The sequence below is a fragment of the Pseudomonas sp. TH34 genome (assembly GCF_016650865.1).
Classification (GTDB): domain Bacteria; phylum Pseudomonadota; class Gammaproteobacteria; order Pseudomonadales; family Pseudomonadaceae; genus Aquipseudomonas; species Aquipseudomonas yamanorum.
In genome coordinates, this window is the sequence record NZ_JAEKFB010000029.1 from 233,851 (window position 1) to 246,870 (window position 13,020).

The window sequence follows — 13,020 nt, forward strand, 5'->3', positions numbered from 1 at the left end:
GTTATTCTCCGTTGGTGGTTAAAGGTTCAGGTACGGCGCACCGCAATGACACTGATCTCGACCAGCACGTCCGGTCGCGCCAACTGTGCCTGCAACGTGGTACGCGTCGGTGCCTGCCCCGGCGACAACCAGGCGGACCAGACTTCATTCATCGGCGCAAAACCCTCCTGAATATTGTTCAGGTAGATGGTCGCATTCAGCAGATGATCCTTGTCGCTGCCGGCCTCGGCCAGCAGCGCATCTATCTTGGCCAACACCTCTTCGGTCTGGGTCGTCACATCGCGCCCTTCCCCCGGCACCTGGCCGGACAAAAACACCAGGTCCTGAAACACCACGGCGCCAGACAGGCGACTGTTGCTGTTGATTCGGGTGATGGTCATCTAAACATCCTCAAGCGGCACGGGGCGCGAAGCCCTGCATATCAATGGAAGTGGTGTGCCGGCCAATCAACTCGGCCAGCACCTGGCCGCTGCCGCAAGCCAGGGTAAACCCAAGGGCGCCGTGGCCGAGGTTAAGCCACAGGTTGCTATAAGCGCTGGCGCCAATCAGCGGCACACCCGTAGGCGTGGCCGGGCGCATGCCGGCCCATTCGACCGCCTGCGAGTAATCTCCGGCCAGCGGGAACGTCTCAAGCGCCTGACGTTTAATCAGCGCCAGGCGCTTGGGTTCAAGGCGGGTGTCGAAGCCGACGATGTCCACCATCGCCGCCACCCGCAGCTGCTCACCGATGCGCGCATAGACGATCTTGCGGTCGTAGTCGGTGATGCTGATGTTCGGCGCCTGATGCTGCGCGCCAATCGGCACGCTCAGGCTGTAGCCCTTGAGGGGATAGAGCGGCAGCGACATGCCGGGCAAGGCCAGCTCGGGGCTGCGGTGCCCGGCGGCGAGCACCAGGTGCTGCAAGGGCAGCCGCTCACTGCCCATCTCGATCGCCTGCACGGTGCCCGCACTGTGGAGAATCCCCGTCACCTTACGCCCCAGCAGGAACGTGCAACGCCCCGACGCTTCAAGCCGCGCCGCCAACTGTTGGCAGAACCCATGGCAGTCACCGACTTCTTCATTGGGCGTATAGATACCGCCGGCAAAACTGGCACCGTCCAGGGTCGGTTCCAGCCGTGCGCAGTCCGCCGCCGAGAGCACTTGTTGCTGCAACGGGTCGGTCACTTTATTCAGCGCGCGCTCATAGCTGTCGAGGCTGCGAAAGGTCACCAGCTTGCCATTGCGCCGCCAGTGGAAATCCCCCAACTGGTCCTCTTCACGCCAGCGTTGCAGGGTGTCCTGGCTCAGGGACGCCAGGCGCAGTAGATGGCCCGCATTGCGCTGGTTCACCGAGCCACGGCAGGCACCCAGGAACGACGCCATCCAGCGCCACTGCGCCGGGTCCATGCGCGGGCGCAGCTTCAGCGGCGAGTCACCGCGCAGCATCCAGCCGATGGCTTGCAGCGGCACGCCCTTGTCGGCCAACGGCGCGACATAGCGGTAGGACAGCTGTCCGCCATTGGCGAAACTGGTCTCGCTGCCCAGGGTTTCCCGAGCCTCGACCACAGTCACCTGCATACCGGCACGCACCAGGGCGTAGGCACTCGCCAGGCCGATAACTCCACCACCGATGATGCAAACCTGCTGAGCCATGTGCGTCCCTTAACCGTGCGATGTCAGGCTTGAAGGTTAGAGGCAGGTGACAACGGCGGGACAATGAATAAAGATGGGTCACCCATAAACAAAGGTTATGGACTGCTCATGCGCTTGCGTCATATCGAAATCTTCCAGGCCATCCGCCAGACCGGCTCCATCAGCGCCGCGGCTCAACTGCTGCATGTCTCGCAGCCGGCGGTGAGCAAGGTGTTGCAGCATGCCGAGTTGCAGCTGGGGTTCCCGCTGTTCCTGCGCATACGCGGCAAGCTGCAACCAACGCCGGAAGCGCTGGCGCTGGAGCGCGAAGTCGACAAGGTGACCGAAAGCCTGCAAGGCGTGCGGCGCCTGGCGCAGAACCTGCGCCGCGAGCCGGGCCAGAGCCTGCGTATCGGCGCAACACCCGCGCTGGCCTTGTCGTTGCTGCCGCCGGCCATCCGCGAATGGACCCAACGCTACCCGGACATCGCCTGCGAGCTGTCCAGCGCCCACAGCCGCGAGCTGGTGCAAAACCTGTTGATGCGTGAGGTCGATGTGGCGCTGACGCTGCAACCGCCCGATCACCCAGGGCTGAGCGCCCAGCCGTTGGCCCACGGCGTGCTAGTGGCGCTGGCACCGCAGGGTTACTGGAAGGAAAACGAGCTGGGCAAACCGTTGCCGCTGATGGCCCTGGCGGGCGCGCCGTTGATTGGCCTGTCCAGCGCCGACCCGTTGTCGGCGAAGCTGGACAGCTACCTGGAAGCGGTCGATCCACCGCCACGGGTCAGCATCGCAGTGCAGACCTATTCCCTGGCCAGGGCCATGGTCGAATCCGGCGCCGGGCTGGCGGTGATCGATCCGTTCACCGCCCTCGGCGCATCACCGGCCACCACCTGCATTCGCCCGCTGGCGCCACCGCTGCCAATCACCTTGTACGCCCTGACCCGCGCCGACGAACCGCCGCCGCATATGCTGGCGAGCCTGCTGGAGATCTTCGGCAGCCGGGCCCAGGAGCAATTGGACCGGCTATAACACGTACCCCATGATCGCCACGAAATGCAGCAGGCTGCCGCCGATCACGAACAAATGCCAGATCCCGTGGGAGTGCCGCAAGCGGTCCTCCAGGGCAAAGAAAATAATGCCCACGGTGTACAGCACCCCGCCCGACGCCAGCCAGGCAAAACCCGTGGGGCCCAGCGCAGCAATCAGCGGCTTGACCGCCACCAGCACGATCCAGCCCATCACGGCGTAAATCACGATCGACAGGATCCGCGCCTCGGAGCGTGGCTTGATCTCCTGCAGGATGCCGATCACCGCCAGCCCCCACACAATCCCGAACAGCGTCCAGCCCCACGGCCCGCGCAGCGTCACCAGGCAAAACGGCGTGTAGCTGCCGGCGATCAGCAGGTAGATCGAAAAGTGATCGACCTTCTGCATGATCGCTTTCTTGCGCCCGCGCACGCTGTGGTAAACGGTGGACGCGCTGTACAACACCAGCAATGTGAAACCGTAGATCGCTACGCTGACAATCTTCCAGGGGTTGCCGTCCATACTGGCCACCACCAACATCCATACCGCACCCACAAAAGCCGCAACCGCCCCGAGCAAGTGGCTCCAGGCGTTGAATCGTTCCCCGTGATACATGTGTCACTCACCTCGAATAACGGTTATCACCCAGACCATTCTGACGTCACCCATCCAATATCAGGTAACAACCTTTCTTCATTTGCCCAAATACACGAGCCGATGGATGATTCGCTTCATCCTGTGGGAGCTGGCTTGCCTGCGATAGCGGTGTATCAGCAGCAGATACATGTCTGACCCACCGCTATCGCAGGCAAGCCAGCTCCCACATAAAACCCCTCATCGGTAACGCCCATGCCCGACCTTGAACCTGCCCAGCCCCACCCGAGCCTGTGGCAGTTGTTTTACAACTTCGCCATGGTCGGCCTGTTTGGCTTCGGCGGCGTGATGCCCTGGGCGCGGCAGATGATGGTCGACCGCAGGCAGTGGGTCAGCGAACAAGGCTTCAACGAGCTGCTGACCACCGGCCAATTTTTCCCCGGGCCGAATATCGCCAACGTCGGCATCATCTACGGCCGGCGCCTCCGCGGCTTGCCGGGTGCGGTTGTGACCGTGGTCGGCTTGTATCTGTTCCCCTCGCTGATCACCGTGCTGGCCGGCTTCGCCTATGCCAAATGGTGGAGCCATGACGTGGTGCAGCAGATCTTCGGCGCGGTCATGCCGATCGCCACCGGCCTGATGCTCGGCACCACTCTGCGCCTGCTCAAGGCCATGCCGCGGACCCTGGCGAATTACAGCGCGTTCGTCCTGACCTTCGTGTTGATGGCGGTGCTGGTGTTGCCGTTGTGGATGGTCTTGTTGATCTGCATTCCCAGCTCCCTGGCCTTGAGTTTCATGGGCAAGCAAAAGGTGGCCGGCTGATGCAGAGCGTGCTGTTTCACCTGATGATCCAATGCGCGCTGTGGTCGCTGATGGCGATTGGCGGTAACACCGTGGCCCTGAGCGATATCCACCGCTACACCGTCACCGACATGAACTGGATCACCGACGCGCAGTTCGTCGCCTTCTTCGCCTTGTCCCAGGCCTTGCCGGGGCCCAATGGCATGTTCCTGGTATTTATCGGCCAGCAAGCCGCCGGGTTGCCGGGCGCGCTGGTGGCGCTGACCGCCAAGCTGGTGCCCTGCTCGGTGCTCACCTACTTCGGCGCCGGCTGGCTGGAAAAACACACCGAGACGCCGTGGGTGCAGCGGGTCAAAGGCAGCCTGTTGCCGATCTCCATCGGGCTGATCCTGGCCGCCAGCTACATCCTGATGAACAGCCTGGAAAACAATGCCACCAGCCTGGTGCTGACCTTGGCCAGCGCCGCCGTGGTGTATTACACAAGGCTCAACGCAATCTGGCTGATCATCCTCGGCGTGGTGTTGGGCCTGTGCAGCGCATGGCTGGGAGTGAACTGGTTTTAGGGGCACAATCGACGGCATTCGAACAAGAGTCACGCCCATGCTGATCGACGAAGAGTTCACCCTCAAAAAGCTGGAAATCTTCCTGGCGTTCATGCGCACCGGCAACCTGGCGCGGGCGGCGGCTGAATTGCAGACCAGCAACGTCAGCGTGCACCGGGCGATCCACTCCCTGGAAAACGCCCTGCGCTGCCCGCTGTTCAAACACGAAGGCCGCAACCTCACACCGCTGGAAAGCGCCTATGTGCTGGAAGAGCGTGCGCAGAAGCTGGTGCAGGATGTGGTGGACAGTGTGCGGGTGACCCGCGAGGCCGCCGGCTTTTCCGCCGAGCGTTTCAAGCTGGGCTCGTTGTATTCGCTGACGGTGAAGACCGTGCCGCAGTTGATCATGGGGCTGAAGATTCGCCGCAGCGAACTCAACATCGACCTGATCCTCGGCTCCAATTTCGACTTGCTCTACAAGTTGAAAAACATGGAAGTCGACGCGATCCTGATCTCCCTCGACGAGCACGCCAACGATCCCGACTGCGAGCAGATCGCCCTGTTCTCCGACGATATTTTCCTCGCCACCCCGGCCGATTCACCCTTCGACCGCGAACAGGAAATCGACCTGGCGGATGTGCGCGACGCCACCTTCATTACCCTCACCCAGGGCTTCGCCACCCACCAGGACGGCAACCGCGTATTCAAGCAGGCAGGGTTCGAGCCGAAGGTGGCGATGCAGGTCAACGACATCTTTACCCTGCTGAGCATGGTCAGCTCGGGTGTGGGCTATGCGCTGCTGCCGGGGCGGATAGCGGCGGTGTACGAGAACCGGGTCAAGCTGATTCCCCTGCAACCGCGCTACCGTTTGCAGCAGCACATTGGCGTGGTGTTTCTGAAAGCCAAGGAGCGCGACCCGAACTTGCTCGCGCTGTTGGCAGAGTGCCGGATGTACGCGAACCGCCAGACTTGAGACCGCTATCGCAGGCAAGCCAGCTCCCACATTTGACCGAGTACTCCCAGACAACCCAGTCAAATGTGGGAGCCGGGCTTGCCCGCGATGAGGCCAGCCCATTCAACCCAGCGTTTGGATCTAGCCAACAATCCCGCGCACGATGAAGTAGAGCACCGACGGCCCCAGCAAGCACCCAAGCCCGGTGTGAAAGGTGGCGGTCAACGCGCCATACGGCACCAACCGACGATCCGTCGCTGCCAGTCCTGCCGTCACACCGCTCACGGTACCGGCCAGGCCGCCAAACACCATCGCCGAGCGCGGATTATCCAGGCCCATCCAGCGTGCCGCCATGGGCGTGCCCACCATCACCAGGATCGCCTTGATCAACCCAGTCGCAATGGACAGCGCCACCACATCCGAGCTTGCACCCAACGCCGCCCCGGTCACCGGCCCGACGATGTAAGTCACCGCGCCCGCACCAATGGTGGTCATGCTGATCGCATCGCGATAACCAAACGCCCAGGCGATACTCGCGCCCACAATAAACGGCAACACCGTGCCCAGCAGCAAGGCAATCGCACCAATCAAACCGGCCTTGCGCGCCTCGGTGGCCTGTACTTCAAATGCCGTGGCCACGATGGCAAAGTCCCGCAGCATGGCGCCGCCCATCAAGCCGATCCCGGAAAACAGCGCCACGTCCGCCAGGCCTTTCTGCCCACCGGTCAAGGTGCCGCCCACCCAGGCCAGCACCAGCCCGATCACAATCGCGATGGCTGAGCCGTGGATGCGTCCGAAGGTCAGGCGCTTGGACAGCACCACCGAAATCCACATCACCACGCCGACAAATGCAAAGGCGGTGACCAAGCCGTTATTTGCCAGGCCTTTCTCGATGAGTTCCCACATATCAGCGACCTCCCGCGACAGGTGCAGCCGCGATCAGCGGCTCTTCATCGGGCAGCGGTTCGCCTTTGTGCGTACGGCTGATCAAGGCAATCGCGCAACCGCACACCACCACCGAACCAATCGCCGCCAGCACCGCCACCGGGCCGCCGTGCAGCGCGGTCACGACGTTTTGCTGGGCCGCCATCGCCACCACCACCGGGATGTACATGGCGCCCCAGAAGCCGACACCCATCTCGCATTCCTTGGTCATGCCGCCGTGCTTGTGCATCCACAGCCGCGCGCAGATCAGCAGGATCATTGCGATGCCCACCCCGCCCACGTTGGATTTAACGCCCAGCAACACCCCGAGCATGTCTCCCAGAATCACGCCTGCCAACATGCAGATCGCCAGCAACGCCACACCGTAAATAATCATGATGGTTGTCCTCAAAGTGCTTCATCGAAATTGTTGTTTTTGTGCTTCGAAAGCCTTGGGTGGAGCTTTATCGGTGGTGGGCGCCCTCCTCTCGCAGCAAGGCCTGCAAGGTGTCCAGGCGGGCACCTTCGAAGGCGATGACGGTGCCTTGCTCGAATACCCGGCGCGCGAGACCCGTGAGCACGGCGCCGGGCGGCAGTTCGAGATGCAGGCGCACACCACGCTCATAGGCGCTTTGCACGGTGCCGCGCCAATCGACGATGCGGCACATGTTGAAAGCGAGGTCGTCGCGCAGATGTTCGGTGTTGTGGATCGGCCGGGCGCGGGTGCTGCTCAGGTAAGTGATGCTCGGCGGTTTCAGTGTCACTTGGGCGAAGGCTTGAGCCAGTGTTTCGGCAGGTTTTTCCAGCAGCGCACAATGGGACGGCACGCTGACGGCCAAGCGTTTGGCGACGCCGTTGCCGCGGACCAGATTGGCGACTGCTTTCATTGCCTCGTCGCTGCCGGCGATAACCGTCTGGTTATCGGCATTGATATTGGCCAGGTACACCGGGGTTTGTGTGCTGTGGACCTGGGCGAGCAAGGCTTCGACGGTGGACAGGTCCGGGCCGATAAGCGCGGTCATGCCGTAGCCGTGGGGATACGCGTGTTGCATCAATTCGCCGCGCAGGCTGACGAGTTTCAACGCGTCGGCAAAGTCCAGGGAGCCGGCAATTACAGCTGCCGGATAGGCGCCGATGGACAGGCCGGCTACGTAATCGGGGGTGTGTTCCAGCAAGCGCGCACTGGCGACACCGGCAATCAAAAGGCAGAGCTGCACGGCACGGGTCGAGGCCAGCGCTTCGGCAGAATCGAGTTTCAGCACGTCTTCATTCAAGGCAGCACTGGCTTCGTCCAGCACCGCGCGCGGCAGTTGCTGGAGCATGCCGGGACGCTGGGCGCCCTGCCCCGGGAATGCCAGGAGGCTACTCATGCCACGGCCTGCCACGGGTCGACCACCAACTGCGCGCCGCTGGCGTTCTTCAGCAGCACGCGACGCGAACCACCGGCCCACTCGCGCAACGCGACGGCGCCAAACGGCGTTTGCAGTTGCAGGTCCACGGCGCACACCGCTGTATCCAGTATCGCCAGCAAGTCTTCGGCATCGCCGCGATCAAGTCGCTCGGGCGTGCGCAAAATCAAATCCAGATCGCTCTTGGCATGCAGCGCTTCGATGCCGCTGGCCAACTCGAAACCGGCACTGCCGGTGACGCCCCAGTCCTCCTTCGCCAACACCGGACGCAATTGAGCGAGGGCCTGCAACGTCGGTAAATCCCGTGGCGAAATCACGTCCCGCAGGTCTTCCGGCACCACGCGTCGCCGCACGGCGGCCATCGGCATCACGGCGGCGAAGCGCTGCTCGCGCAAGCGTCCACGCACACCCACCGGCACATAGCCCGGCGGCGCGATGGCACGCCGCACCACCACCGGATGCCCAGCGGCCAATGCATCCAGCACCCAGGCCGGTGCATCAGCGGGGGCATGCACCGGGGTCATGCCCCAGAGCAAGTCGTGGGCGTTCACCATTGCTCCCGCAGCAGTTGACGCACATGGCTGGAGGCCGCGCGATTGGTGGCGCCCAGGCGGCTGCTCAGGTCACGGCCGCCTGCCTGCACATCCTTGATCGCCTGCACCAGGCAATCGCTGACACGCGCCACATCTTCGGTGGTGGGCCGCTCAATCTGGCTGACAGATAATGTCTCCCAGAGCAGGCCGAGGCTGGCATAACTGTCGATGTCATAGGCCATCGGCGGCACGCTGGCGGCCAAGGCTTCCAGCTCTTCGACACTGCGCAGGGTCACCCGCGCCGCCGAGGCTTTGCCCATGGCATGCACCATCACGCCGGGATCGCGCAGGGCAATCAGGCGGTTGGCCTGGTAACCATGGGCGAGGAACGCGCCGGACATCGCCTTGCCCACCAGCAGCGCGATCACCGGGTGACCGGCCAAGCGAGCGCGAGCGTAGCTGTCGGCAGCGGCGGCGAGGGCTTGATGGATGCCCAAGGCCTCTTCGCGACGACCGTAGGCCTGGCTCGGCACATCGACGATGGCAATCAGCGGACGCTTGTCGCCGGTGCTGATCGCTTCATCCACCGCCTTGGCCAAGCCCCAGCCTTCCAGCAAACCGACCTCACCATTGCGAGCGCGGGGAAAGCGGTTTTGTGCATCGGTGACCACCGCGATAAAGCGCACAGGCTGATCACCGAGCACACCGTCGGCGACTTTCAGCGAATTAGGCAAACCACTCACCGGCGTTGCATCGCCGCTCAATGCGTTGAACCACTGCAAACCTCTCATGAGCGTTCTCCCTGATACAGATCGCGAACCGTCGCCGGGTCGATTTGCGGTTCGGCGTTCAGTGCGGCCAGGCGTTCCAGATAGTGATCAACCTGACGGCTGCGCTGTTTTTCCGGCAAGCCTTGTTGCAGCAGCTCAGTGATTTGCTGCTGAATCTGCGCCACGTCGTCGGCCACATAACGATCGGCCAAGCCGCTGTTAAAGCGTTGCTCGCCGCCGGTCAGGCTCCAGATGAAAGGCCGGTCGCGGGAGTCGTATTCCTCAAGCCCGGCTTCCTGTTCGATCACCTGCGGGCCGTTCAGGCCAAGGCGCGCCTCGCGGGTCACCAGCAGATAACTGCACAGGCCTGCCGCGATGGACATGCCGCCGAAGCAACCGACGCTGCCCGCCACCACGCCGATCACCGGCTGGTATTGGCGCAGGTCGACAATCGCCGCGTGGATATCGGCAATCGCGGCCAGGCCCAGGTTGGCTTCCTGCAAGCGCACGCCGCCGGTTTCCAGCAGCAGGATGGCCCGCGTCGGGATGCCGTTGCGGTTGTCTTCAGCGGCCAGCTCCAGGGCACCGGCCATCTTTGCGCCGCCGACTTCACCGAGACTGCCGCCCTGAAAATTGCCTTCGATAGCGGCGATGACCACCGGCAAGCCGGCGATGCTGCCCTTGGCGATCACCACGCCGTCATCTGCCTGAGGCACCACACCCTGGCGACTCAGCCATGGCGACATGACGCGCTGGAACGGATCGATCAGTTCGCGATAGCTGCCTGCATCAAGCAAGGCCTTGGCCCGCTGCCGGGCGCCGAGTTCGACGAAGCTGTGTTTGTTGAGCAAGTCAGTCATGACCGATCTCCTCGAAGCCTTGCTCCAGGCGCAAGCGCACCACGCCGGGTGTGGCGCCGAAGTCGTGGACATCGATATTCAGTGCGGGGGGCGTCTGCTCCTGGAAAATCCGTTCAAACAGATGCTGCCAACGTAGCTGCGCACCGTTCACCGAGGTCTGCACCTGAATCGTCAGGGTGCCGGCGGTGCCCGGTTCCAGCAGCACTTCCAAATCGCCGGAGCCGACGCAACCCACTAGCGCGCGGCCCTTGGCGGGCTGCCCGGCGGGGAATTCAAAGGATAAGGTTTCCATCACAGCGCTCCGTCGAGGCGGTCGATAAACAGGCAGGCGGCCAACAGGTCGGCGGCGCCACCGGGGGAGGCATTCAGCGCCAGCAGTTGCTGGTCCAGCTCGTGCAGTTGGCGGCGGCCGGCGAGGCTTGCACTGCCACCGGCGTCCAGCACCGCTTGGGCGCCTTGTTGCATGGCCTGCAAGCCTTCAGGGCCGGCGCGGTAGAGCACGCAGGTGTCGGCCAGGTCCGTCATGATCGCCAGCAACGCATCGAGGCGCGCGTTCTGTTCGCCGTGTTGTTGCAGGCGGCTTTTTTTCAGCTGTGGCAGGCCGCGCTGTAGCACTGACGGGAAGCCCAGTTGCGCTTCTTCACGGGCCCCCCGTGCGCCGTAGCGTTGTGCGACCTGGGCACCGTGGCTCAGCGGTTGAGGTGCGTAGCGATCGTTGAGCAAGGCCAGGCGGGCGGCGCGCAACGTCACCGCGCTGGCAGTGCAGCATTCGGGTTGCAGTGCGGCGGCAGCGACTAACAGGCCGAGGGCCCAGATCGCACCCCGATGGGTATTCACGCCGCTGGTGGTGACGAGCATCGCCTGTTCGCCTTCGCGACCGATCCGCCCGAGGGCTTCACGCAAGGGCAAACCCACTTCGCCAAATTCGATAGCGGCCTCGGCCATTTCCTTGAACGCCGGCCACAGCGACAGCGCCGAGGCGTGCATCAAGCCGAGGTGCAAATCGGTATGGGCGCCATTGCCGCGACGGTCCACCAGGGCAGGTTTCGGCGACAGGTCGGCTTCATCAATCAATGCGTCAACGGCCATATCCGCCAGGCGTTCGGCCAGCGTCAGATCGTGCAGTTTGAGTGCGTGCATTTACCAGCTCCTGAACTTGGCGGGCGGGTTGTACAAGCCACCGGACCACTCCACCAGATCGGCCACGCTCTTGGCGGCCAGCAACTCGCGGGTGGCGTCGGTGCGGCGGATGCCGAGGTCTTCGGGCAGCGCGATCAGGCCTTCGCGACGCATGCGCGCGGTGTCCTTGGGGTTGTGGCGCATGCCGATGGCGGTCACCCCGGCGACGGCGGCGATCATCGCCTGGCGCTCTTCCAGGGAGCGGGCCTTGTACAGGTAGGCGATGCCTTCTTCGGTGAGCAGGTGCGTGACGTCATCGCCGTAGATCATGATCGGCGCCAGGGGCATGCCGCTTTTTCGTGCGACTTCCACTGCATCGAGGGTTTCAACGAAGGTCGGTTTGCCGCCTTCCTGGAAGGTCTCGACCATCTGCACCACGAGTTTTTTGCCGCGTTCGAGCAAGGCTTCCGGGGCATCGTCGTGGCGCATGTCGAGCCAGGCGGGCGTGCCGTGGCGGCGACCGCGCGGGTCGTGGCCCATGTTCGGTGCGCCGCCAAAACCGGCGAGGCGGCCACGGGTGACGGTGGAGGAATGCCCGTCGCCATCGACCTGCAGGGTGGCACCGATAAACAGGTCCACCGCGTATTGGCCGGCCAGCTGGCAGAACATTCGGTTGGAACGCAGCGAGCCGTCGCGGCCGGTGAAGAACACATCCGGCCGGGCGGCGATGTAGTTTTCCATGCCCAGTTCGGTGCCGAAGCAATGCACGCTTTCGACCCAGCCGCTTTCGATGGCCGGGATCAGGGTTGGGTGCGGGTTGAGCGTCCAGTTGCGGCAGATCTTGCCCTTCAGGCCCAGGGATTCACCGTAGGTTGGCAGGATCAATTCGATTGCGGCGGTGTTGAAACCGATGCCATGGTTCAGCGACTGAACGTTGTGTTTTTCGTAGATGCCACGGATCGCCATCATCGCCATCAACACATGCACCGGCTTGATGTGCCGTGGGTCGCGGGTGAACAGCGGTTCGATGTAGAAAGGCTTGTCGGCGACCACCACGAAATCGACCCAGCTTGCCGGAATATCAACGCGAGGCAGGTCGGTGACGTCATCCACCAGTTGGTTGACCTGGACGATGACGATGCCATCGCTGAAGGCGGCCGGCTCAATCAGCGCTGGCGTGTCTTCCGTGCTGGGGCCGGTGTAGATATTGCCGGCGCGGTCGGCCATGAAACCGGCGGACAGGACCACATTGGGAATCAGGTCCACCACCAACCGCGCGTAGAGTTCGATGTAAGTGTGGATCGCGCCGATTTCCAGCAGGCCGTCTTCCAGCAACTGGCTGATGCGCAGGGATTGGGTGCCGGCGAAAGAGAAGTCCAGCTTGCGCGCGATGCCCTTTTCAAACAGATCCAGGTGCTCGGAGCGGCCGACACTGGGCATGATCATGTGCAGGTCGTGGAGCTTGGCGGGATCGGCCTTGGCCAGGGAGCGGGAGAGGAAATCGGCCTGCTTCTGGTTGTTGCCTTCCAGCACCACACGGTCGCCGGGGAGGATCAGGGCTTCCAGGGCTTCGACGATGCGCTCGCTGGGGAGCACGGCGCCATCGGCGAAGGATCGCACCAATGCGAGGCGGCGCTGCTTCTCATCGCGCCGCCGCGTCCAGCGCGAGTCGGGGGAAGTTGTTGTTGTCATGGTCGCTCCACGGGATTTGCTGTCGTGGGCTGTACCATAGGAGGGTATTGGGGGGGCATCAATCAAGCTGCGCGGTGAACCGTTACGATTGGAGTAATGGTTTGCCAGAAAACGCTGAGGCTCTGGCTAAGCGCAGTTCAAATGTGGGAGCGGGCTTGCTCGCGAATGCGGTGGGTCAGTTGAT

16 protein-coding genes are annotated in these 13,020 nt (G+C 63.3%); 4 read left to right on the plus strand and 12 right to left on the minus strand.

The features are described 5' to 3' along the window. Positions 1 to 26: 26 nt before the first annotated feature. The gene (locus JFU58_RS22080) at positions 27 to 380 is read right to left on the minus strand and encodes a RidA family protein (protein WP_201142293.1); all 354 of its coding nucleotides are present in this window, start codon (positions 378 to 380) and stop codon (positions 27 to 29) included. Positions 381 to 390: 10 nt separating this feature from the next. Next, complete coding sequence (locus tag JFU58_RS22085) at positions 391 to 1,632, minus strand: D-amino acid dehydrogenase (RefSeq protein ID WP_201142295.1); 1,242 nt, start codon at positions 1,630 to 1,632, stop codon at positions 391 to 393. Between the two features lie 108 nt (positions 1,633 to 1,740). Between JFU58_RS22085 and JFU58_RS22090 the strand changes: the two genes are divergently transcribed. Then, positions 1,741 to 2,643: a LysR family transcriptional regulator gene (locus JFU58_RS22090; protein WP_017476493.1), complete on the plus strand. Its 903-nt coding sequence runs from the start codon at positions 1,741 to 1,743 to the stop codon at positions 2,641 to 2,643. Here the strand turns inward: JFU58_RS22090 and trhA are convergent. After that, positions 2,638 to 3,255 (minus strand): PAQR family membrane homeostasis protein TrhA, encoded by a 618-nt coding sequence (gene trhA / locus JFU58_RS22095; protein WP_003216828.1) that lies wholly within the window; start codon positions 3,253 to 3,255, stop codon positions 2,638 to 2,640. The two genes, JFU58_RS22090 and trhA, sit on opposite strands and share 6 nt — an antisense overlap. Before the next feature lie 234 nt (positions 3,256 to 3,489). On the opposite strand from trhA, the gene JFU58_RS22100 reads away from it, so the two are divergent. From JFU58_RS22100 to JFU58_RS22110, 3 genes are read left to right on the plus strand one after another with little or no spacing between them, the layout of a single operon-like run. After that, positions 3,490 to 4,056, plus strand: a complete 567-nt coding sequence (locus JFU58_RS22100) for a chromate transporter (RefSeq protein WP_201142297.1) — start codon at positions 3,490 to 3,492, stop codon at positions 4,054 to 4,056. Continuing rightward, a complete protein-coding gene (locus JFU58_RS22105) occupies positions 4,056 to 4,598 on the plus strand; it encodes a chromate transporter (RefSeq protein ID WP_063026551.1) in 543 nt (180 codons plus the stop codon). The genes JFU58_RS22100 and JFU58_RS22105 overlap by 1 nt, the downstream gene beginning before the upstream one ends. A gap of 37 nt (positions 4,599 to 4,635) precedes the next feature. Next, positions 4,636 to 5,550: a LysR family transcriptional regulator gene (locus tag JFU58_RS22110; protein WP_003216822.1), complete on the plus strand. Its 915-nt coding sequence runs from the start codon at positions 4,636 to 4,638 to the stop codon at positions 5,548 to 5,550. Between the two features lie 120 nt (positions 5,551 to 5,670). Here the strand turns inward: JFU58_RS22110 and madM are convergent, their stop codons facing one another. The 9 genes from madM to mdcA form a co-directional block, all read right to left on the minus strand. Next, positions 5,671 to 6,435: a malonate transporter subunit MadM gene (gene madM, locus JFU58_RS22115; protein WP_003216820.1), complete on the minus strand. Its 765-nt coding sequence runs from the start codon at positions 6,433 to 6,435 to the stop codon at positions 5,671 to 5,673. Between the two features lies 1 nt (position 6,436). Continuing rightward, positions 6,437 to 6,850, minus strand: a complete 414-nt coding sequence (gene madL, locus JFU58_RS22120; protein WP_201142299.1) for a malonate transporter subunit MadL — start codon at positions 6,848 to 6,850, stop codon at positions 6,437 to 6,439. Between the two features lie 67 nt (positions 6,851 to 6,917). Then, on the minus strand, positions 6,918 to 7,823 hold the full coding sequence (mdcH, locus tag JFU58_RS22125; protein WP_177070867.1) for a malonate decarboxylase subunit epsilon: 906 nt from the start codon (positions 7,821 to 7,823) through the stop codon (positions 6,918 to 6,920). Next, on the minus strand, positions 7,820 to 8,416 hold the full coding sequence (locus JFU58_RS22130) for a malonate decarboxylase holo-ACP synthase (RefSeq protein ID WP_093204117.1): 597 nt from the start codon (positions 8,414 to 8,416) through the stop codon (positions 7,820 to 7,822). The genes mdcH and JFU58_RS22130 overlap by 4 nt, the downstream gene beginning before the upstream one ends. Next, positions 8,410 to 9,186 carry a biotin-independent malonate decarboxylase subunit gamma gene (gene mdcE, locus JFU58_RS22135; protein WP_201142301.1) on the minus strand — a complete coding sequence of 259 codons (777 nt, stop codon included), beginning with the start codon at positions 9,184 to 9,186 and terminating at the stop codon, positions 8,410 to 8,412. The genes JFU58_RS22130 and mdcE overlap by 7 nt, the downstream gene beginning before the upstream one ends. Next, the gene (locus JFU58_RS22140) at positions 9,183 to 10,025 is read right to left on the minus strand and encodes a biotin-independent malonate decarboxylase subunit beta (protein ID WP_177041208.1); all 843 of its coding nucleotides are present in this window, start codon (positions 10,023 to 10,025) and stop codon (positions 9,183 to 9,185) included. The genes mdcE and JFU58_RS22140 overlap by 4 nt, the downstream gene beginning before the upstream one ends. Then, positions 10,018 to 10,317 (minus strand): malonate decarboxylase subunit delta, encoded by a 300-nt coding sequence (locus JFU58_RS22145; protein WP_201142303.1) that lies wholly within the window; start codon positions 10,315 to 10,317, stop codon positions 10,018 to 10,020. Before JFU58_RS22145 ends, JFU58_RS22140 begins: the two co-directional genes overlap by 8 nt. Next, a complete protein-coding gene (locus tag JFU58_RS22150) occupies positions 10,317 to 11,165 on the minus strand; it encodes a triphosphoribosyl-dephospho-CoA synthase (RefSeq protein WP_177070870.1) in 849 nt (282 codons plus the stop codon). The genes JFU58_RS22145 and JFU58_RS22150 overlap by 1 nt, the downstream gene beginning before the upstream one ends. Further along, a complete protein-coding gene (gene mdcA, locus JFU58_RS22155) occupies positions 11,166 to 12,836 on the minus strand; it encodes a malonate decarboxylase subunit alpha (RefSeq protein ID WP_026077844.1) in 1,671 nt (556 codons plus the stop codon). Positions 12,837 to 13,020 lie beyond the last annotated feature (184 nt).

Excerpts from the sequence above, each read along its gene's own strand:
- JFU58_RS22080 (WP_201142293.1), bottom strand. The coding sequence starts at position 380 with ATGACCATCACCCGAATCAACAGCAACAGTCGCCTGTCTGGCGCCGTG.
- JFU58_RS22085 (WP_201142295.1), bottom strand. The coding sequence starts at position 1,632 with ATGGCTCAGCAGGTTTGCATCATCGGTGGTGGAGTTATCGGCCTGGCG.
- JFU58_RS22090 (WP_017476493.1), top strand. The coding sequence starts at position 1,741 with ATGCGCTTGCGTCATATCGAAATCTTCCAGGCCATCCGCCAGACCGGC.
- trhA (WP_003216828.1), bottom strand. The coding sequence starts at position 3,255 with ATGTATCACGGGGAACGATTCAACGCCTGGAGCCACTTGCTCGGGGCG.
- JFU58_RS22100 (WP_201142297.1), top strand. The coding sequence starts at position 3,490 with ATGCCCGACCTTGAACCTGCCCAGCCCCACCCGAGCCTGTGGCAGTTG.
- JFU58_RS22105 (WP_063026551.1), top strand. The coding sequence starts at position 4,056 with ATGCAGAGCGTGCTGTTTCACCTGATGATCCAATGCGCGCTGTGGTCG.
- JFU58_RS22110 (WP_003216822.1), top strand. The coding sequence starts at position 4,636 with ATGCTGATCGACGAAGAGTTCACCCTCAAAAAGCTGGAAATCTTCCTG.
- madM (WP_003216820.1), bottom strand. The coding sequence starts at position 6,435 with ATGTGGGAACTCATCGAGAAAGGCCTGGCAAATAACGGCTTGGTCACC.
- madL (WP_201142299.1), bottom strand. The coding sequence starts at position 6,850 with ATGATTATTTACGGTGTGGCGTTGCTGGCGATCTGCATGTTGGCAGGC.
- mdcH (WP_177070867.1), bottom strand. The coding sequence starts at position 7,823 with ATGAGTAGCCTCCTGGCATTCCCGGGGCAGGGCGCCCAGCGTCCCGGC.
- JFU58_RS22130 (WP_093204117.1), bottom strand. The coding sequence starts at position 8,416 with ATGGTGAACGCCCACGACTTGCTCTGGGGCATGACCCCGGTGCATGCC.
- mdcE (WP_201142301.1), bottom strand. The coding sequence starts at position 9,186 with ATGAGAGGTTTGCAGTGGTTCAACGCATTGAGCGGCGATGCAACGCCG.
- JFU58_RS22140 (WP_177041208.1), bottom strand. The coding sequence starts at position 10,025 with ATGACTGACTTGCTCAACAAACACAGCTTCGTCGAACTCGGCGCCCGG.
- JFU58_RS22145 (WP_201142303.1), bottom strand. The coding sequence starts at position 10,317 with ATGGAAACCTTATCCTTTGAATTCCCCGCCGGGCAGCCCGCCAAGGGC.
- JFU58_RS22150 (WP_177070870.1), bottom strand. The coding sequence starts at position 11,165 with ATGCACGCACTCAAACTGCACGATCTGACGCTGGCCGAACGCCTGGCG.
- mdcA (WP_026077844.1), bottom strand. The coding sequence starts at position 12,836 with ATGACAACAACAACTTCCCCCGACTCGCGCTGGACGCGGCGGCGCGAT.